At 54.4% G+C, this 20,568-nt stretch carries 16 protein-coding genes; 7 read left to right on the top strand and 9 right to left on the bottom strand.

Features of this window, described 5'->3' with window-relative positions:
• Positions 1–18: 18 nt before the first annotated feature.
• From zipA to FJD38_RS01395, 3 genes are all read right to left on the bottom strand, one after another.
• The gene (zipA, locus tag FJD38_RS01385) at positions 19–897 is read right to left on the bottom strand and encodes a cell division protein ZipA (RefSeq protein ID WP_122783330.1); all 879 of its coding nucleotides are present in this window, start codon (positions 895–897) and stop codon (positions 19–21) included.
• A 257-nt stretch (positions 898–1,154) separates the two neighbouring features.
• A complete protein-coding gene (gene smc, locus FJD38_RS01390) occupies positions 1,155–4,643 on the bottom strand; it encodes a chromosome segregation protein SMC (RefSeq protein WP_146383720.1) in 3,489 nt (1,162 codons plus the stop codon).
• 2 nt (positions 4,644–4,645) lie between these two features.
• Entirely contained in the window at positions 4,646–5,305 is a 660-nt protein-coding gene (locus FJD38_RS01395) for a GntR family transcriptional regulator (RefSeq protein WP_122783328.1), read from the bottom strand.
• A gap of 225 nt (positions 5,306–5,530) precedes the next feature.
• Here FJD38_RS01395 and xdhA point away from each other — a divergent pair, with 225 nt between their 5' ends.
• Genes xdhA through guaD form a run of 4 tightly spaced genes read left to right on the top strand, consistent with a single transcriptional unit; the run spans position 5,531 to position 11,534 of the window.
• A complete protein-coding gene (gene xdhA, locus FJD38_RS01400) occupies positions 5,531–6,988 on the top strand; it encodes a xanthine dehydrogenase small subunit (RefSeq protein WP_146383721.1) in 1,458 nt (485 codons plus the stop codon).
• On the top strand, positions 6,981–9,392 hold the full coding sequence (gene xdhB / locus FJD38_RS01405) for a xanthine dehydrogenase molybdopterin binding subunit (protein ID WP_146383722.1): 2,412 nt from the start codon (positions 6,981–6,983) through the stop codon (positions 9,390–9,392). Before xdhA ends, xdhB begins: the two co-directional genes overlap by 8 nt.
• Positions 9,385–10,227: a xanthine dehydrogenase accessory protein XdhC gene (gene xdhC, locus FJD38_RS01410; protein ID WP_146383723.1), complete on the top strand. Its 843-nt coding sequence runs from the start codon at positions 9,385–9,387 to the stop codon at positions 10,225–10,227. The genes xdhB and xdhC overlap by 8 nt, the downstream gene beginning before the upstream one ends.
• A gap of 8 nt (positions 10,228–10,235) precedes the next feature.
• Complete coding sequence (gene guaD, locus FJD38_RS01415; protein WP_122783324.1) at positions 10,236–11,534, top strand: guanine deaminase; 1,299 nt, start codon at positions 10,236–10,238, stop codon at positions 11,532–11,534.
• A 153-nt stretch (positions 11,535–11,687) separates the two neighbouring features.
• On the opposite strand, the gene FJD38_RS01420 is transcribed toward guaD, so the two are convergent.
• Positions 11,688–12,455, bottom strand: a complete 768-nt coding sequence (locus FJD38_RS01420; RefSeq protein WP_122783323.1) for a GntR family transcriptional regulator — start codon at positions 12,453–12,455, stop codon at positions 11,688–11,690.
• 237 nt (positions 12,456–12,692) lie between these two features.
• On the opposite strand from FJD38_RS01420, the gene FJD38_RS01425 reads away from it, so the two are divergent.
• The gene (locus FJD38_RS01425) at positions 12,693–13,883 is read left to right on the top strand and encodes a benzoate/H(+) symporter BenE family transporter (RefSeq protein ID WP_146383724.1); all 1,191 of its coding nucleotides are present in this window, start codon (positions 12,693–12,695) and stop codon (positions 13,881–13,883) included.
• 18 nt (positions 13,884–13,901) lie between these two features.
• Here FJD38_RS01425 and FJD38_RS01430 read toward each other — a convergent pair whose 3' ends face one another.
• On the bottom strand, positions 13,902–14,663 hold the full coding sequence (locus FJD38_RS01430; RefSeq protein ID WP_146383725.1) for an SDR family oxidoreductase: 762 nt from the start codon (positions 14,661–14,663) through the stop codon (positions 13,902–13,904).
• 205 nt (positions 14,664–14,868) lie between these two features.
• Between FJD38_RS01430 and FJD38_RS01435 the strand changes: the two genes are divergently transcribed.
• Positions 14,869–15,873 carry an NADP-dependent oxidoreductase gene (locus FJD38_RS01435; RefSeq protein WP_146383726.1) on the top strand — a complete coding sequence of 335 codons (1,005 nt, stop codon included), beginning with the start codon at positions 14,869–14,871 and terminating at the stop codon, positions 15,871–15,873.
• 44 nt (positions 15,874–15,917) lie between these two features.
• On the opposite strand, the gene pyrF is transcribed toward FJD38_RS01435, so the two are convergent.
• Entirely contained in the window at positions 15,918–16,616 is a 699-nt protein-coding gene (gene pyrF, locus FJD38_RS01440) for an orotidine-5'-phosphate decarboxylase (protein WP_167654241.1), read from the bottom strand.
• A gap of 227 nt (positions 16,617–16,843) precedes the next feature.
• Between pyrF and FJD38_RS01445 the strand changes: the two genes are divergently transcribed.
• Entirely contained in the window at positions 16,844–17,011 is a 168-nt protein-coding gene (locus FJD38_RS01445; protein WP_122783318.1) for a DUF2897 family protein, read from the top strand.
• A gap of 110 nt (positions 17,012–17,121) precedes the next feature.
• On the opposite strand, the gene FJD38_RS01450 is transcribed toward FJD38_RS01445, so the two are convergent.
• The 3 genes from FJD38_RS01450 to FJD38_RS01460 all read right to left on the bottom strand — a co-directional run bounded on the left by FJD38_RS01450 (position 17,122) and on the right by FJD38_RS01460 (position 20,554).
• The gene (locus tag FJD38_RS01450; RefSeq protein ID WP_146383727.1) at positions 17,122–17,451 is read right to left on the bottom strand and encodes a ComEA family DNA-binding protein; all 330 of its coding nucleotides are present in this window, start codon (positions 17,449–17,451) and stop codon (positions 17,122–17,124) included.
• A 322-nt stretch (positions 17,452–17,773) separates the two neighbouring features.
• A complete protein-coding gene (locus FJD38_RS01455) occupies positions 17,774–18,739 on the bottom strand; it encodes a WxcM-like domain-containing protein (RefSeq protein ID WP_244302692.1) in 966 nt (321 codons plus the stop codon).
• A gap of 51 nt (positions 18,740–18,790) precedes the next feature.
• A complete protein-coding gene (locus tag FJD38_RS01460) occupies positions 18,791–20,554 on the bottom strand; it encodes a DUF2142 domain-containing protein (RefSeq protein WP_158637843.1) in 1,764 nt (587 codons plus the stop codon).
• Positions 20,555–20,568: the final 14 nt, after the last annotated feature.

Below are 20,568 nucleotides of genomic sequence, written 5' to 3' on the forward strand. Positions count from 1 at the left end.
GCACCAGCCCCCCTCTGCTCAGCGTTTTTGGGTCAGGGCACGACGCTCGAATTCGACGATGCGCTGACGATAATGTTCGATGGTCTGTGCCGTCAAAACACTGCGCTGGTCATCTTTAAGCTCACCGTTGAGCTCTTGGGCCAGCTTGCGGGCAGCCGCCACCATGACATCAAAGGCCAGCTTAGGATTACGCGGCCCCGGCAAGCCGAGGAAGAAGCTGACCGCAGGGGTGCTGAACAGGTCGATATCGTCCAGATCAAACACACCCGGCTTCACGGCATTGGCCATGGAGAACAGCACTTCACCGTTGCCAGCCATGCTTTCGTGGCGATGGAAAATATCCATCTCACCAAATCGCAGGCCGCTTTCAAGAATGTTCTGCAACAACGCAGGCCCTTTGAAGCCATTGGTGTCGCGGCTGATGACGCTAATGACCAACACTTCCTGAGCTTCTGGCTGAGGTTGGGCTTTCTCTTCACTGGCCGATACCGCAGGCGTCGAGCGACCACGCGGCTTGGCGTCATGAACAAAGTCATCATCTCGGGCGCTAAGGCTCGGGCCATCATCTTCAAGATCAAGGTTGAGGTTCAAATCACCCTGGCTTGGCTCGCCTGAACGCTTGCTGCGCTTGGCGCCTTTATCACGGGCCGGCATGCTGACCGATGGCAAATCATGCTCATCGAGCTGCGGCTCTTTATGACCCGGAGTGTCCAATACCCGGGAAGGACCGAGCAACTCAGCACTGGTCTCCTCGTCCGGGGCATTTGAAAAGCTGCGATCCAGGCGAAACTTAAGTTTGCCTTTGCCACCGCGCATACGGCGCCAGCCATCAAAAAGAATACCGGCGATGACCACTATGCCGATGACGATCAGCCACTCGCGCAGACCGATTTCCATGTAATCCCGTGCCCCTAAAAAAATGATTCTATGAAGAAGAGCTAAAGCCCTTTAAAACGTGGCGCCAACTCTATGTTCTGAATGGCGTTTTGCCCACGTACAAAAAATGAAACGCTAAATTAGCACGACCAAAGATAACTTTACACCGTCCGTCGCAATGAGCTAATGCCGTGTGACCTTCGCTCTATAAACAAATTCGGTCAAATTTCCAGGAAATCACTTACTAACAAAATATTTCGCCCTTACATGCTTATAGCTCATGCATCGACCATTGCCATTGCCTCCTCGACATCGACCGCTACCAGACGCGAGCAACCGGGCTCATGCATTGTCACGCCCATCAACTGATCGGCCATCTCCATGGCGATTTTATTGTGGGTGATGTAAATGAACTGCACAGTCTGCGACATCTCTTTAACCAGTCGGGCATAACGGCCCACGTTGGCATCATCAAGCGGTGCATCGACTTCATCGAGCATGCAAAACGGTGCCGGATTGAGTTTGAAAATGGCAAAAACCAAGGCCAGAGCCGTCAGTGCTTTCTCGCCACCGGACAGCAAATGGATCGTGCTGTTCTTCTTGCCCGGTGGACGCGCCATGATCGTTACCCCTGTATCGAGTAAATCTTCGCCCGTCAGTTCCAAGTAAGCGCTGCCACCACCGAAAACTTTTGGGAAAAGCGCCTGTAATCCACCATTTATCTGATCAAAGGTATCTTTGAAGCGACTGCGCGTCTCTTTGTCGATCTTGCGAATCACGTTTTCCAGCGTTTCGAGCGCCTCGACCAGATCGGCATCCTGGGCATCCAGATAACGCTTGCGCTCGGACTGCTGCTGATATTCATCAATGGCTGCCAGGTTGATTGCACCCAGACGCTGAATACGCGCAGCAATGCGCTCCAGTTCTTCTTCGGCCTGCTGTTCATTGATCTCGTCATTGAGGGTGGCAAGCACACCATGCAAGTCATAACCATCGGCCAGCAACTGATCTTGCAGCGTGGTGCGTCGCACGGTCAGCGCCTGCCACTCCATGCGCTGCTGTTCAAGCTGGCCGCGAATCAACTGCGACTGCTGCTCTGCCTGATTACGACGCTTTTCAGCCTCGCGCAATTCGCGGTCGGCATCTTCAAGGGCCGCCTGAGCCACCTTAAGCTCTTCATCCACGGTCAAGCGTTTGTCGAGCAACTCTTCGAGTTTAAGACGCAGCTCTTCAAGAGGGGCTTCGCCCTCCTCCAGATTAAGGTTGAGCTGTTCACGCTTCTCGGCCAGGCGTTCGGCCTGCATTTCAAGCCGTTCAAGGGCCTGACGGGTGGAATCGTGCTGCGCTTTTAGCGAGCCCAATCGAACGGCCAACTGGTGCGCATGATCCTTGTGCTGACGCGCTTCCTGGCGCACCCGATCGAGCCGCTCGCGCAAGCTGTCACGCTGAGCCAGCAGCAATTCGCGCTGCTGGGTATCGGTGGCCATGGCGTCCAGCGCGTCCTGAAGCTGCAAGCGAGATTCACCCACGTGCTCGTGCTCCAAGGCACGCTGTTCGCCCAACTCGGCCAGCTCTTCATCGAGGCGGCGACGACGCAAGGTCAATTGCTCGACCTTGGCTTTACTGGCCGACAGCTTTGCCTTGATCTCTCCTTGCTGACGGGCTTCGTCCTGCAAGCGACGGCGAACCTGCTCGCGAGCCTCTTCTTGCGTCAGTTGCTGCTCACGCAGGTGCTGCAAGTGCTCTTCAAGAGTCGCCAGGGTGGCTTCACGCTCATCGCGCTCCAGGCCCAGACGCTGAATTTCCTGACCGCGCGCCAACACGCCGCTTTCAGCCTCGCTGGCACGGCGCACCCGCAGAAAGTTTCGCCCCACCCAATACCCGTCGCGGCTGATCAGGCTTTGACCGTCAGCCAATTGATTGCGTAAAGCCAGCGCCTGCTCAAGGGTCTCCACCGGCTTGACCTGACCCAGCCACGGCCCCAGGTCAAAGTCAGCTTCAACCTTATCCAGCAAGCTGCCAGCCATTCGCTCAGCCTGAGTACCGGCACTGAACAGACGCAAGTCACCTTGAGAAAACCCGGCAAGATCAAGCGCAGCAAAATCATCCACCAGCACAGCCTGAAGGTCGGCCCCCAGTACGGTTTCAACGGCAAGCTCCCAACCCGCCTCAACTCGCAACCCTTCGGCCAGACGCGGACGCTCGGCCAGATGCTGCTCACGCAGCCACTCACCGGCACCCGTGCCCGGATCCAACGCCGCTTGCTGCAAGGCTTCAAGGGAAGCCAGACGACCATTGAGGCGCTGCAGCTCGCCTTGTGCCTGCTGTTGATTCTGCGTGGCCTGCTGCAAGTCATGCCGCACCTGCTCAAGCCGCTCAACCAGTTGTTCTTCAGCCGCTTGCAGTTCTTCGTGGGTCAGCTCGCTGGTGGCCAGTAATTCGCTCAGCTCAAGAATGGCCGCGTCTTCAGGGTCTGCCGCCAGCAAGGCACGCTCTTCTGCCAAGCGGCGCTGACGCTCAGCCACGCGCTCCATGCTGGTCTCCAGCTGCTGGATACGGGCCTGCAAGATTTCAGACTGACGCTGCGGTTCAGCCGAACGCAGATTGAACGCATCCCACTGCTCCTGCCAGCCGTGCATGGTGTGTTCAGACTCTTCCAGCGCGGCGGCGGCCTCTTCAGCCGCTGCGCTGGTCAGCTCTTGCTCGGGTGCGAGCATTTCCAACTCTTCACCCAAGGTTGCCAACATCGTGCGGTCATGCCCCAGGTGCGACTCGGTTTCAAGGCGCGAGCGTTCCGCTTCACGCAAATCGTCTTGCAACTGGCGCAAACGCTGCTGACCGTGCTGAATACTTTGTTCCACCCGAGCAATGTCGCCACCGACCGAATAGAAGCGTCCTTGCACCAAATTGAAGCGCTCTGACAGATCATGGTGCCCATCACGCAAGCGCTCGATGCTGGCATCGGCATTACGCTGCTCAGCCACCAAGGCTTCGAAGCTGACTTCCTGAGTCCCAATGACCGCTTCGCGCTGCCCGACCTGATCGTTCAGCGCCTGCCAGCGCAGGGCCGACAGCTGTGCCTTGAGCTGGCGCTCTTCGCCTTTGTATTCCTGATATTTCTCAGCGGCCTGCGCCTGACGGTGCAAGCGCTCAAGCTGACGCCCCAGCTCTTCTCGCAGGTCGGTTAGACGGGCGAGGTTTTCATGGGTACGACGAATACGGTTTTCAGTCTCGCGGCGGCGCTCCTTGTACTTGGAGATGCCGGCCGCCTCTTCGATAAAGTTACGCAAGTCTTCGGGCTTGGACTCGATCAGCTTCGAGATCATGCCCTGCTCAATGATCGAATAACTGCGCGGGCCAAGGCCGGTGCCGAGGAAAATATCGGTGATATCGCGTCGACGACACTTGGTGCCATTGAGGTAATAGGTGGTCTGGCTGTCGCGAGTCACTTTACGGCGAATGGAAATTTCGGCGTAAGCCGCGTACTCGCCCAATAAAGTGCCATCGGAGTTATCGAAGACCAGTTCGATACTGGCCTGACTGACCGGCTTGCGGGTTGTGGAGCCATTGAAAATGACGTCCGTCATCGACTCGCCACGCAGGTTTTTAGCCGAACTCTCGCCCATTACCCAGCGTACGGCATCGATGATGTTCGACTTGCCGCATCCGTTAGGACCAACCACCGCGGCCATATTGCTCGGGAAGTTAACCGTGGTCGGATCGACGAAAGACTTGAAGCCAGCCAGCTTGATACAGGTCAGACGCACGCTCAGGCACCCGTCAAGGCAGACAACACCAGCGCACAACTGCGCTGGGAGTAGCAGCTCAGGACCACTCGAACTTGCGGCAAATCACGCGCCAGCACGGCTTCGAGCAACTGCGCGAACAGGGCCAGAAACTCGCTCATCTCGGCCTTGCGCTGTTCCAGTGCCAGGTAATAGGCACGGCTCATGGCCGGCTGCAGGTTTTCGACGGTTTCCTGCAAGTACGGGTTATCCGCAAATGGATACGCCGCACGCATCACATTGAAGCTTTCCTCAACAAAGGCGCTGATGTCCTGACGCTCCAGGCAGGCGGTCAAACGCTGCTGGATTTGCAGGAACGGGCCCAGGTCGGCAGGCACCGACCAGCGCTGGGCCACGGCGTTACCGAGCAAGATGTACATCTCGCTCATTAACGTACACAGACTCTGCACATTGTGCGTGGTCAGCTCAGTCACTTGGGCGCCGCGCCGAGGCAGGATGGCGATCAAATGGCGGCGTTCAAGGATCAGCAATGCTTCGCGCACAGAACCACGGCTGACATTAAGCGCCAGCGTGACCTTCTGTTCTTGAATACGCTCCCCAGGCTTGAGCTCCCCGCGAATGATCCGTTCGGCGAGGTGGTGAGCGATTTGCTCGGCGAGGCTATCCGGCGCCTTGAACGTCATGTTTTACCTTCAGAATCTTCGATCAGTGCAAGCGGCGCAGTGTAACTCAGTTGATACGTACTCGCGCAGAGGCCTAAGGGCCCAATTTGGCACGATTTAAGCAATTAAATCGGGTGGATATGAATTCCAGGGATCGCCGAAGGCCATTTGTTGACCCGAAGGTCAGCTTTGACTAGATTCAGTAGATCCCGCCTGAAGAAAAATAATGATTTTGCGAGGTGATGCGTGATCCAGTTCCTACTTAACCAGACATTGCGCACTGAGCACGCACTGGATCCGAATATTACCGTGCTGGAGTACTTGCGCGAGCATGCGCACAAACCCGGCACCAAGGAGGGATGCGCCAGCGGCGACTGCGGCGCCTGCACCGTCGTAGTCGGCGAGCTGCATACCAATCAGGAAGGCGCCGAGCAATTGCGCTACCGCAGCATTAATGCGTGCCTGACCTTTGTATCGACCCTTCACGGCAAACAACTGATCAGCGTCGAAGACCTCAAGCATCAAGGCCAACTGCACAGCGTGCAACGCGCAATGGTGGACTGCCACGGCTCGCAGTGTGGTTTTTGCACGCCGGGGTTTGTCATGTCGCTGTTCGCCCTGCAAAAAAACACCACGGGCAATCATGATGGCCAGCAAGCCCACGAAGCCCTCGCCGGCAACCTGTGTCGCTGTACAGGGTACAGGCCGATTCTGGCGGCCGCCGAACAGGCCTGCTGCTCTCGCCAACCGGATCAATTTGATGCGCACCACAGCCAGACTCTCAACCGGCTTAAAGCCATCGCAACCGCACCGCCCGCAGAGCTGCACAAAGATGACAAACGCTGCCTGTCGCCCCTGACCATCGACGATCTGGCCGAACTGTATCAAGCGCAGCCACAAGCACGCCTGCTGGCGGGCGGGACTGATCTGGCACTGGAAGTGACTCAGATGCATCGCCCGCTAACGGTCATGATTCATGTCGGCAATGTGGCCGACATGAAGCACATCGAACGCGTCGGCGATCAGCTGGAAATCGGCGCTGCCGTCACGCTGACAGACGCTTATGCAACGCTCACAACTGAATACCCGGACTTCGGGGAGTTGCTGCACCGCTTTGCCTCACTGCAAATTCGCAACCAAGGCACGTTGGGCGGCAACATTGGCAATGCTTCACCGATTGGCGACACCCCGCCCCTGCTCATTGCACTTGGCGCGCAGCTTGTCCTGCGCAAAGGTGCAGTTCGTCGCACGCTGGCGATTGAAGATTTCTTTATCGACTACCGAGTGACAGCCCGTCAGGAAGGCGAGTTTATTGAAAAGATCGTCATACCCTGCGCCAAACCTGGCCATACCTTTCGCGCCTACAAAGTATCCAAACGCCTGGATGACGACATCAGCGCCGTCTGTGCAGCCTTCAACCTGCGCATCGACCAGGGCCGAGTAGCCGAGGCACGCATTGCCTACGGCGGCATGGCGGGAACGCCCAAACGGGCCATCAGCTGCGAAGCCGTTTTGCTGGGTTCACCCTGGAACTCAGCCACCGTTGAGCATGCCTGCGCCGCACTGGCCGACGATTTCACCCCGCTCTCCGACTTTCGCGCCAGCAAGGAATACCGCCTGTTAAGCGCGCAAAACCTGCTGCGCAAATATTTCATCGAGCAGCAAACACCCCACCTCGAAACGCGGGTGACCGCTTATGTCTAACCAGCACAAGACCGAACCGACACAAGCCGAGCTCAGCGCCCTCTTCCAGCAAGACCTGAAGACCGGTGTGGGCCGTAGCGTCAAACACGACAGCGCCGAGAAACACGTGTCCGGTGAAGCGCAGTACATCGACGACCGCCTGGAGTTTCCTAACCAGTTGCATCTCTACGCGCGCCTGTCCGACCGTGCTCACGCCAGAATCCTCAGTGTCGATACCTCGCCTTGCTATGCCTTCGATGGCGTTCGGCTGGTGATCACCCACACCGATATTCCCGGCCTGAAAGACATTGGCCCGCTACTGCCCGGCGACCCGCTGCTGGCCATCGACACCGTCGAGTTTGTTGGCCAACCGGTGCTGGCTGTGGCCGCATACGACCTGGACACTGCCCGCAAAGCCGCGATGGCAGCCATTATTGAGTACGAAGATCTGGAACCCGTGCTTGATGTGGTGGAGGCCTTGCGCAAAAAGCATTTTGTGCTCGACAGCCACACCCACCAACGCGGCGATTCCAGCCGCGCCCTGAGCAAAGCCACTCATCGCCTGCAAGGTAATTTGCACATTGGCGGGCAAGAACACTTCTACCTGGAAACGCAGATTTCTTCTGTCATGCCCACCGAAGATGGCGGGATGATCGTTTACTGCTCGACGCAGAATCCGACTGAAATCCAGAAACTGGTGGCCGAAGTCCTCGACGTTTCAATGAACAAAATCGTCGTCGACATGCGTCGAATGGGCGGAGGCTTTGGCGGTAAAGAGACACAGGCCGCTAGCCCGGCTTGCTTGTGCGCAGTGGTGGCACGGCTGACTGGCCAGCCGACAAAAATGCGCTTGCCGCGTGTGGAAGACATGATGATGACCGGCAAGCGTCATCCGTTTTACATCGAATATGACGTCGGCTTTGATGATCAAGGCCGACTGCAAGGGATCCAGCTGGATTTGGCGGGCAACTGCGGCTATTCACCGGACTTGTCCAACTCTATCGTTGACCGCGCCATGTTCCATGCCGACAACGCCTATTACCTGGGCGACGCGACCATCAACGGCCATCGTTGCAAGACCAACACCGCTTCAAACACCGCCTACCGTGGCTTTGGTGGGCCACAAGGGATGGTGGCCATTGAAGAAGTCATGGACCGTATCGCCCGCCATTTGGGACTCGACCCGCTGACCGTGCGCAAGGCCAACTACTACGGCAAGACCGAACGCAACGTGACCCACTATCACCAGACCGTGGAACACAACCTGCTCGAAGAAATGACCGCGGAACTGGAAGCCAGCAGCCAGTACGCAGAGCGGCGCGAAGCGATCATAGCCTTCAACGCCAGCAGCCCCATCCTGAAAAAAGGCCTGGCATTGACCCCGGTCAAATTCGGCATTTCCTTTACCGCCAGCTTTCTCAATCAGGCCGGCGCACTGATCCACATTTACACCGATGGCAGCATCCACCTTAATCACGGCGGCACCGAGATGGGCCAAGGCCTCAACATCAAGGTTGCGCAAGTGGTGGCCGAGGTATTCCAGGTCGACGTCAGCCGGGTGCAAATCACTGCGACCAATACCGACAAAGTGCCTAACACCTCACCTACCGCCGCCTCCAGCGGCAGCGATCTGAACGGCAAGGCTGCGCAAAACGCCGCTGAAATCATCAAGCAGCGCCTGGTGACCTTTGCGGCTGAAAAATATCAAGTCGAGCCTCAGGCGGTGGTTTTCCGCAATGGCCAAGTACGCATTGGCGAACAACTGCTGAGCTTCGAAAGCCTGATCCAGCAGGCGTACTTCGGCCAAGTGTCGCTGTCGAGCACGGGCTACTACAAAACACCGAAGATTTTCTATGACCGCACCCAGGCACGCGGCAGGCCGTTCTACTATTTCGCCTTTGGCGCCGCCTGCGCCGAAGTCATCATCGACACCCTGACCGGCGAATACAAAATGCTGCGCACCGACATCCTGCACGACGTCGGCGCCTCGTTGAACCCGGCCATCGATATAGGTCAGGTCGAAGGCGGCTACCTCCAGGGTGCTGGCTGGCTGACCATGGAAGAACTGGTGTGGAACGCCAAAGGCAAACTCATGACCAATGGCCCGGCCAGCTACAAGATCCCGGCCGTCGCCGACATGCCGCTGGACTTGCGCGTCACCTTGGTCGAAAACCGCAAAAACCCGGAAGACACGGTATTCCACTCCAAGGCCGTGGGCGAGCCACCGTTTATGCTCGGCATCGCTGCGTGGTGCGCCATCAAGGACGCCGTCGCCAGCCTGGCGGATTACCGCGTGCACCCCAGCATCGACGCACCGGCAACGCCCGAACGTGTGCTGTGGGGCTGCGAGCAAATGCGCAAACACAGGGTCAATACACACCGTACTCATGAAGCCGTCGCTGTCGAAGGACATTGCCATGAATAACTGGATAAGCGCCCTCGCCGACTTGCAGCAACAAGGCGAACCTTGCGTGCTGGTCACCATCATCGAAGAACTCGGCTCGACCCCTCGCAATGCCGGCTCGAAAATGGTGGTCAGCGCCACCCGCACCTACGACACCATCGGTGGCGGGCATCTGGAATACAAAGCCATGACCATTGCCCGCGACATGCTCGAAAGCGGCAAACAAGACACTCAACTGCAGCGCTTCAACCTGGGCGCCAGTCTGGGCCAGTGTTGCGGGGGCGCCACCGTGTTGCTGTTCGAACCGATGGGGCAGGTGCAGGCGCAGATCGCCGTGTTTGGCGCAGGCCACGTAGCGCGCGCTTTGGTGCCGCTGCTTGCCAGCCTGCCCTGCCGCGTGCGCTGGATCGACTCACGCGAACTGGAATTCCCCGAGCACATTCCGTCGGGCGTGCGTAAAATCGTCACCGATGAACCCGTCGACGAAATAGCTGACCTGCCAGCCGGTTGCTACTGCATCGTGATGACGCATAATCATGCTTTGGATCTGGAACTCAGCGCCGCACTGCTCAAACGCAACGACTTTACTTATTTTGGCTTGATCGGCTCCAAAACCAAGCGCGTAAAGTTCGAGCATCGCCTGCGCGACCGAGGTATCAGTCCACAACACCTGCAGCGCATGCGCTGCCCGATGGGGTTGAGTGAAGTCAAAGGCAAGTTGCCTGTTGAAATTGCCATTTCCATCGCCGGCGAAATTATCGCCACCTACAATGCCCATTTCGGCCAGCACACCGCCCGCGCCGATCCCATTACGCACTTGCTGCCGTCATCAAGACGCAGCCACGCCACGACTTGAGAAACGTCATGACCCGCAAAGCCTACCGCGCCGCCATTTTGCACAGCATCGCCGACCCTGCCGAAGTCGGAATAGAAGCGTCCTACGAGTACTTCGAAGACGGCTTGCTGGTGGTTGAGAACGGTCAGATCAGCGCTGTCGGCCACGCCAGTGAACTGCTGGCGACGCTGGCCAGCGACACCCCCATCACCGAATACACCGACGCGCTGATAACGCCGGGCTTTATCGACACCCACATCCATTTTCCGCAGACCGGCATGATCGGCGCCTATGGCGAACAATTACTGGACTGGCTGAACACCTACACATTCCCGTGCGAAAAACAGTTCGCCGACAAGGCGCACGCCGACGAAGTCGCGGATATTTTCCTGAAGGAATTGCTGCGCAACGGCACCACCACCGCACTGGTATTTGGTAGCGTTCACCCGCAATCGGTTGACGCCCTGTTTGAAGCCGCCCAACGTCTGGACCTGCGCTTGATCGCCGGCAAAGTGATGATGGACCGCAATGCGCCCGAGTACCTGACCGACACCGCCGAATCCGGCTACAGCGAAAGCAAAGCCCTGATCGAGCGCTGGCATGGCAAAGGCCGCCTGCATTACGCCGTCACTCCCCGCTTCGCCCCCACCAGCACCCCTGAGCAGCTGACGCTGGCCGGCAAACTGCTGGGCGAATACCCGGACGTGTACCTGCATACCCATATCAGCGAGAACCTGCAGGAAATCGAGTGGGTGAAGTCGCTTTTCCCTGAACGCAAAGGCTATCTGGATGTGTACGACCACTACCAACTGCTGGGTGAGCGCTCAGTGTTTGCCCACGGCGTGCACCTGTGTGATGAAGAGTGCGCACGGTTGGCAGAAACAGGTTCAGCTGTCGCATTCTGCCCGACGTCCAACCTGTTTTTGGGCAGTGGTTTGTTCAACTTGCCGATGGCTGAAAAGCACAAACTCAATGTCGGTTTGGGAACGGATGTGGGCGCCGGCACCAGCTTTTCGCTGCTCAACACCCTGAACGAAGCCTATAAGGTCATGCAACTGCAAGGCGCCCGCCTCAACCCGTTCAAGTCGCTGTATCTGGCGACCCTGGGCGGAGCACGGGCACTGCGTCTTGAAGACCGTATCGGTAACCTGCAACCGGGCAGCGATGCCGATTTCCTGGTTCTCGACTACAACGCCACGCCATTGATGAGCTATCGCCTTCAGCAGTCGAAAAACATCGCTGAAACCCTGTTCGTATTGATGACCCTGGGCGACGACCGCACCGTAAAAGAGACCTATGCAGCGGGCAATTTGGTGCACGCACGCTAAGGACAAGCTCAACCCGTAGCAGCTGCCGAAGGCTGCGTCCGGCGGCGCAGCCGTCGTAAAGTCGCAGAATGCGTTATTTCTGATTGGCCGCACTCACCCAATTTACGATCACTGCGTGATCGGACGTCGCCTTCGGCAACTGCTACGAAAAGCTCAGAGTTTGGGGGCTGAACGTGAATTTTTACCCTTGGTTTGCAGCAAGTGCGAAAACACTGCATGCAAATCATCCGACGCGCTTTCTTCGTCGAGGTTGAGCTTGCTGTCGATGTGATCCATGTGGTGCATCATCAAATGCACCGCCTGCTTGGCATCCCGCGCTTCAATGGCGTCGATCAATTGCATGTGCTCGTCGTATGAGCAGTGCGAACGGTTGCCACTCTCGTACTGGGCAATAATCAAGGACGTCTGCGACACCAGACTGCGCTGGAAGCTGATCAAGGGCGCATTCTTGGCCGCCTCGGCCAGCTTGAGGTGGAACTCACCCGAAAGCCGAATGCCAGCCCCGCGATCACCTCGCGAAAAACTGTCGCGCTCGTCCTGCACCATGCCGCGTAGCTGCGACAAATCCTCGGCCGTAGCATGCACAACCGCCAATTCCGTGATCGCCTTTTCAACCAGTCGACGGGCGAAAAACACCTGGCGTGCTTCCTCTACGCTAGGGCTCGCCACCACCGCGCCACGATTGGGCCGCAATAACACGACGCCCTCATGAGCCAGACGGGACAGTGCGCGTCGAATAATGGTGCGACTCACCCCAAAGATTTCGCCCAGCGCTTCTTCGCTCAACTTTGTGCCAGGCGCCAGACGCTGTTCGAGGATCGCCTCGAAAATATGCGCGTAGACGATGTCATCCTGGGTTCCAGTGCGGCCGGTCTTGCCTGCACGGGGTTGTTTCTTGAGAGGCTGCAACTGTTCGTTCATGGGCACTCGTGTGGGAAAGCGGCGGCGAATAGGCGCTACGTTAATACGTAAACGGACGTCGCTGACAGAGAATTAATGCGAAAAAAACAGCACGCATTGTACACAACCAGCAGTGCCAGTACGACTGTACGGTCATTTGCGCCACCGTCTGTATGGCAACGAAATGTAACGTTTGCGCTTAGGCTGACGCCAGCGCCATCGCAACCGTACTTATTCAAGAACAAGGACTCTCGCTTCATGAACGACGCCACCCTGCCGCGCCTGCATCCGCTGACCGATACGTCACCCTCGGCGGTGGTTGCCGGCTTTATCGCCATGATGACCGGTTACACCAGCTCGCTGGTGCTCATGTTCCAGGCCGGTCAGGCAGCGGGCCTGAGCAGCGGGCAAATTTCTTCGTGGATCTGGTCGCTATCCATTGGCATGGCGGTGTGCAGCATAGGCTTGTCGCTGCGTTATCGCACGCCCATCACCATTGCCTGGTCGACACCCGGCGCCGCACTGCTGATTACCAGCCTGGGTGGCGTCAGGTATGACGAGGCCATCGGTGCGTACATCACCTGTGCAGTGCTGGTGATCATTTGCGGCATGACCGGCAGCTTCGAGCGGCTGGTCAAACGCATACCGGCGTCACTGGCGGCGGCTTTGCTGGCCGGCATCCTGTTCAAAATCGGCAGTGAAATATTCGTCGCAGCCCAACACCGCACCGGGCTAGTGATCGGCATGTTCGCCACCTACCTGATCGTGAAGCGCCTGACCCCACGCTATGCCGTTTTGGCGGCATTGGTGGTCGGCACACTGCTCTCGGGCTTGCTCGGGCTGCTGGACTTCAGCGGTTTTGCTCTGGAGGTGGCCATACCCGTGTGGACCACGCCTTCATTCTCGCTGGCGGCCACCATCAGCATCGGCATCCCTTTATTTGTAGTCGCCATGACGTCGCAAAACATGCCGGGGATTGCAGTGCTGCGCGCCGATGGCTACACCGTCCCCGCCTCCCCGCTGATCACTACCACGGGCGTGGCCTCGCTGCTGCTGGCGCCCTTTGGCTCCCACGGCATCAACCTCGCCGCGATCAGCGCCGCCATCTGCACCGGGCCGCATGCTCACGAAGACCCGAAAAAACGTTACACCGCGGCCATGTGGTGCGGGATTTTCTACGGTATTGCCGGCATCTTCGGGGCCACACTGGCGGCGCTGTTCGCCTCCTTGCCCAAAGAACTGGTGTTGTCGATTGCAGCGCTGGCCCTGTTCGGCTCCATCATCAATGGCTTGACCATCGCCATGAGCGAAGCGAAAGAACGCGAAGCGGCGCTTGTTACCTTCATGGTGACCGCTTCCGGTATGACATTGTTTTCAGTGGGCTCGGCGTTCTGGGGCATCGTCGCAGGGGTGTTGACCTTGATGATCTTGAACTGGAAAGCCAAGTAGGGGCTGTCGGTCAACCCTTCAGATCGCCATCGCGCCACCATCGACCGCCAATGCATGCCCGGTGGTGAACGCGGCACCGTCGGAGCACAAATACAAAACGGCACTGGCGACTTCTTCAACGGTGCCGATACGTCCCACCGGGTGAATGGCTGCCGCAAACTCAGCCTTTTTGGGATCAGATTCGTAGGCCCGGCGGAACATATCGGTATCGATCACCGCCGGGCACACCGCATTGACGCGAATATGCTTTTTGGCATATTCGATGGCCGCCGACTTGGTCAGCCCAATCACCGCATGCTTGGACGCCGAGTAAATACTCATCTTCGGCGCTGCTCCCAACCCTGCCACAGACGCAGTATTGACGATTGCACCACCGCCCTGAGCCATCAATAGCGGCAACTGATACTTCATACACAACCAGACTCCTTTAACATTGACGCCCATGATGGCGTCGAATTCGTCCTGTGTGCCGTCAGCCAGACGCCCCTGTTCAATTTCAATACCGGCATTATTGAAGGCGTAGTCAAGGCGACCATAAATCAGTAACACCTGCTCCATCAGATGCTTCACATCCAGTTCGCGGGTCACATCGCACGGCACACAGTGCGCGTTACCACCCGCAGCCCGAATGAACTCAACGGTCTGCTCGGCGCGCGGCACATCGACATCAGCCACTATCACGCTCAAACCCTCAGCGGCGAAGGCCAACGCGGTGGCGCGCCCAATGCCAGCACCGGCTCCGGTGATCACCACAACCTGACCGGAAAACGTCATGCTCATTATTCTTGTCCTCACAGGGGTACAGGCTCTCAAGCCAGGAAACGCTACGCTGTCGTCTATCAAGCGCTTATTTATCGAAGTGATAAACACCCGACCACAATAATCACTCAAACTGATAAAAAAACATTCGTAACTCAGCAGGCACTTGCTCACCGCTTCAAGAAGGTCTATCAACAGGCTTTGTCTTTAACGCTGAGAGCCTGCGATGACCACCGAGACCAACCGCCAATTTCTTCTCGCCAAACGCCCCGTTGGTGCAGCCACCCGCGATACCTTCACGTACCAGCAAGTCCCGGTCGGGCAACCGAAAGAAGGCCAGATTCTGGTCAAAAACCAATACCTGTCCCTCGACCCGGCGATGCGTGGCTGGATGAATGAGGGCAAATCCTATATTCCGCCTGTGGGCCTGGGTGAAGTCATGCGCGCTCTTGGGGTCGGCGAAGTAATTGCCTCCTGCCACCCGGACTTTGCTGTTGGCGACTATGTGAATGGCGCCTTGGGCGTACAGGATTACTTCCTCGGAGAACCCCAGGGCTTTTACAAGGTCGATCCAAAACTTGCCCCCTTGCCGGTGTATCTGTCTGCACTGGGCATGACAGGGATGACGGCCTACTTTGCATTACTCGAGGTCGGCGCACCTAAAGCCGGTGACACGGTTGTGATTTCGGGAGCAGCAGGCGCGGTGGGCAGTATTGCCGGGCAAATAGCCAAGCTTAAAGGCTGCCGTGTGGTCGGCATTGCCGGGGGTAAAGAGAAATGCAAAGTGCTGATCGAAGAACTCGGCTTTGACGGGGTTATCGACTACAAGAACGAAGACGTCATCGCGGGCCTTAAACGTGAATGCCCCAAAGGGGTCGACGTGTATTTTGACAACGTCGGTGGCGACATCCTCGACGCAGTCCTGAGCCAACTGAACTTCAAGGCCCGCGTCATCATCTGCGGCGCCATCAGCCAGTACAACAACAAAGAAGCTGTAAAAGGCCCGGCCAATTACCTGTCTTTGCTGGTGAACCGCGCGCGCATGGAAGGGTTTATCGTGATGGACTACGCCGACCGCTATGTCGCTGCGGGGCAAGAAATGGCGGGATGGCTGGCAAAAGGCCAATTGAAAAGCAGAGAACATATTGTCGAGGGTCTGGAAACGTTCCCGGAAACCCTGATGAAGTTGTTCAGCGGTGAGAACAACGGCAAATTGATTCTAAAGGTCTGAAATCGTAATCGCTGCCGCGTAAATGCGGCAGCGATTACTGACTCTTAAGCCAGCTCAGCAACCACTGCAGCGAGAGCCTTGGCCGGGTCTGCTGCCTGGCTGATCGGACGGCCAATCACCAGATAATCCGAGCCTGCATCCAGCGCCTGACGCGGCGTCAGAATACGACGCTGGTCATCGACAGCACTGCCCGCTGGGCGAATACCCGGAGTCACCAATTGCAGCGACGGGTGTGCAGCCTTCAGGGCTTGTGCTTCCAGAGCCGAACAAACCAGACCATCCATGCCGGCTTTTTGCGCCAGGGCTGCCAGGCGCAATACCTGCTCCTGTGGCTCGATATCCAGGCCAATACCGGCCAGGTCTTCGCGCTCCATACTCGTCAACACCGTCACACCGATCAGCAGCGGCTGTGGGCCAGTACGCTTGTCGAGCACTTCACGGCAAGCAGCCATCATGCGCAAACCGCCCGAACAGTGAACATTGACCATCCACACACCCATCTCGGCGGCCGCTTGAACAGCCATTGCGGTGGTGTTGGGAATGTCATGGAATTTAAGGTCGAGGAATACTTCAAACCCCTTGTCACGCAACGTGCCGACAATTTCTGAAGCACAGCTGGTGAACAGCTCTTTACCCACTTTGACGCGGCACAACTTGGGGTCCAACTGATCGGCCAGTTTCAGTGCGGCGTCGCGCGTAGGAAAATCCAGGGCAACGATAATAGGAGTCTGGCAGTCGGACATTAGCGGGTTCTCAGGCTGGTCGAAATCGGCGCGCATTGTAGCGGAACCAGCCGCTCTCCGGCACCCGATGATCGCATTTTCACGATTTTAATCCCGGTGGCCCCATAGAGTGCTATTTGGAATAACCGGCCTACAATTGAACCACTGAACATCACCTTACTCACATATGAAAGAACGCCCGCTGGGTAAACCTCTTGCCCAGCGTATAGCCCTTCAAGGAGAACACAATGCCGTGGTATGCCTGGTTAATTCTGATCGTTGCCATCGGCGCCATCGTTGGCGCATTGATGACCCTGCGTGAGACAGCCAACAAAGTCGAGCTGACTGAAGAACAGCGTAAGCGTGTTGCCGAGCGTAATGCAGAAATGGATGCGAAAGAGAACAAGGACGGGTGAGATTGCGGGTGGTTTGAGCGGTGGTTTTGAAGCGGCTGCAATCACAAACCTTAAACCCGGAAACGAAAAAGGCCAGTCAATGACTGGCCTCAAGCATTCAAGTAACCGGTTTAATTAACCGCTACCTTGTCGCGATTTTTTTCATAAATGGCTTTGCCAATGCCTTTCACTTCCAGCAACTCATCAGCAGAAGTGAACTCACCATTAGCCTCACGGTACGCCACAATGGCTTTGGCCTTGGCGGCGCCTACACCGGAGAGCTCACGCTGGAGTGTCACCTCATCGGCCGTATTGAGGTTGATCGTGACCAACTCCGCATCCGGCAAGATGTTCGCAGCTGCAATCGGATCAGCACCAACTGGCGCAGGAGACGCGTGAACTCCGCTGGAGATACCGACCACCAAAGCCAAAAACATCGAAGAAATTAAGGCACTACGCATAAATGACACTCCATTACATCGTTAAGTGGAAACAGCTTTCCTGAGCTGTACTCCAAACGTAGGCGATGGACTGAGGGTGTCAAAGATGTGTAGGTTACAGCGTGTTTCATTAAATTTATTCCTGATGGCCCTTCAGGAGGGTAAAGAATAAATTAATCGAGCAATATATATGATGAGCTTTGAGTAGTAAATTACGAGAAACGGATCACGATGTTAAGAATCAGCTAGCATTAAAATGCTAACGCACAAATGGGATTTAGAGTGCGAGTTCTAATTCAACAGAGTTGAATATTCACAGTTGAAAAAAAGCGTTATTTTAAATCTAGCCATTGCTCTTTAACTCAGAGAATTTATTATAATCCCGGATATAATCCGCTGCATCATAAACATGCGATGCAAAAACAAGTAAAACAGCATCATTTGAGTATTTGTATTGAACCCCCCAAGTCATCGGAGGAAGGTATAAACCTTGAGTTGGGGCATTGAGCACAAATTCTTGCCTATTAACACCGTCATCTGCAACAACATGAATAGACCCTTTGACCACTATTAAAAATTGGTGACACTCTTTGTGCGCATGCTCTCCACGGGTCTCGGCCGTAGGAACATTATATACAAGAAAGTAACGCGCGACATCGAACGGCACAGTACTTCCAAATTCCCCCACTGAAAGACTACCCCTAATATCAACAACCTCATCGAACTTATGTAGCGTCACACCAGAAACTGTTGTTTTAGTTAGCCCAACCCTACTTGCATCAGAAACTGATTGAGAGATTGGAACAGTATCGACATAGCCAATTATTTTTGCTGGATTACCAACAACAATGGCATTTGCAGGGACTGAACGAGTAACTACAGCCCCTGCTCCCACCATAGCATTTTCACCTATTGTAAGCCCTGGCAGAATAGTGCAATTACCACCTAATGAAGCGCCTTTACGTACGATAGTTCGATAAAATTTATTAGGATAAATTTTACTTCTTGGAAAAAGATCGTTTGTAAAAGTTGCATTAGGCCCAACAAACACATCATCTTCTAATGTTATACCATCCCAAACTTGAACACCACACTTTAAAGTTACGCGATCACCAATGACAACGTCATTTTCAATAAACACGCCATCACAAATATTACAATCAGAACCCACTATAGCATTTGGTAAAACATGAGCAAAGGCCCAAATTTTAGTATCGGGTCCTACATTTACAGATTCACACAAAGCTTTTTCATGTGTATAAAACTTATTCAACTTTTTCATATAAACCTCTAACCAGCACATCTTCATATGCTGATCCTTAATACACATTAAATATAAAGCCGCACAAACTCGCAACATTTAGTCTCTGGGGCATCCCGGAACATATCGAGTGATACCTGCTTCGTATACAAAAACAACACAAGTATCAATACGACCATCAGAATGAGCCTCCCATGTACTTATGCCACCGCCTTCAAACGCAGTTATACGAGCGGAAATATAGGTACCCAAGGGAAGGTCGAAGAATTTATAAGCATTGTCTTTGACATCTTCCAAATTAAACTTTTCGTTAAACTCATCACCAGAAGCTGTAATCATTTGCAAGTTGGCCATGCCTGTATTGGATCTTGCCCAAGTTGCAAGATTTATCCCTATACTCTTTAGAACTTGTTGTGAACCATCCTTGACATCTTTTAGCTGAATAACTATAGGTGTATTAATATCTAGAGGTGCACTTGGATGAGTAGCCACAGGAGACTGCTTTGTATTAAAATCAGTTATATAATAACGCCCCAGTATTGACTCACTGGTAAGGGCAACTGAAAATAACCAAAAAACAATAACAGCTAACATGCCTATATTATCAAGGGATTTATATTTTGCCCATCCCCCCGGCGATATTGCATAAGCCGCAAGCAGTAAAGGTATTAGGAAATATCGGCCCTGAACACCAAGAATATACTCGGCTGGATGTGGAGTCCATGTGACGAGCAAAGCAAAAAAGATAATTAAAATCGATACAAACGAACTAAACAGAAGAAATAGCCTATTTTTTAAATTATTCTTTATTGCCTCTACGGAAAATGAGCATAGTGCGACGAACACTAAAAAGTAACTGATACATATATAGACTACAGGTTTGAATACTGTATCGAGCGCACCCAACATTCCTATGAAGGAGTTAATATAAAACTTATAAAATCCCGGGATAGTGTGGATAAATATTTTTATAAATTCTAGAGGATTACTCAGATATAGATAAACAGCTGAACCAGTCGATATATTTCTTGTGACTCGAGTATCAACCGTTGAGCCGATCGCAATCGCCAACCACGCAAGCGAAAAAAAGATAGTTAATATTGATACATAGTAAAATATTTTTCGCTTGGTTACGAATGCCAAAAACAAAGGCATTAAAAGCAAAGGAACCAAATAGGCACGACTAGTGACTAACAAAATAAGCGAAAGACACAGAAAATAAAAAAGTCTATTATCTGAACTCTGTCTATCCTCAGATAATTTCATGAAGATAGAAATCGCAAAAATAGCAACTCCAATCGATATACCATCCAGACTTGCAGATGCCAGTTGAAATAAACTCATTGGTAATATCAGAAATGCTATTGCCAACGGACTTATTTTATATAACTTGAGTGAAAAATAAAGCAATCCAGTGATAGCGAGTAATGAAAAAAACCGAGAAAGTCTATAGGAATCAAAAACAGTTAAATCGAGTATTTTCCCAATTATAAGACCCACAGCTTGAGGAGTGTATATAAGAGGGAAATAATAACCTGTACCTGGGGCGTCGGCAAACGATGACCTGCCGGTCCATTTTATATTATTAGCAAAATCTCTTTCATCACTTGACAATTTGTGACTTGGTTGACCGGGATAAACGACATAAGCATTCATGAAGGCTTGAAGCCCAGTATCCAATAACCCGCCAGAATTGCCTCCTGACTTATCAAGTATAATTACACCCTGCGTAAGAAAATAAGCCCTCCTAACATGATCTGCTTCATCTGGGGACTGCAAAGGTGGAATGATTGTAGACATAAAAAAAGCAGACGTGAATATCAATAATAACCACATGCCTTCCAAATTTAACCGCTTAAACATACACTCCCCCATCT

Source organism: Pseudomonas saxonica (genome assembly GCF_007858365.1).
Classification (GTDB): domain Bacteria; phylum Pseudomonadota; class Gammaproteobacteria; order Pseudomonadales; family Pseudomonadaceae; genus Aquipseudomonas; species Aquipseudomonas saxonica.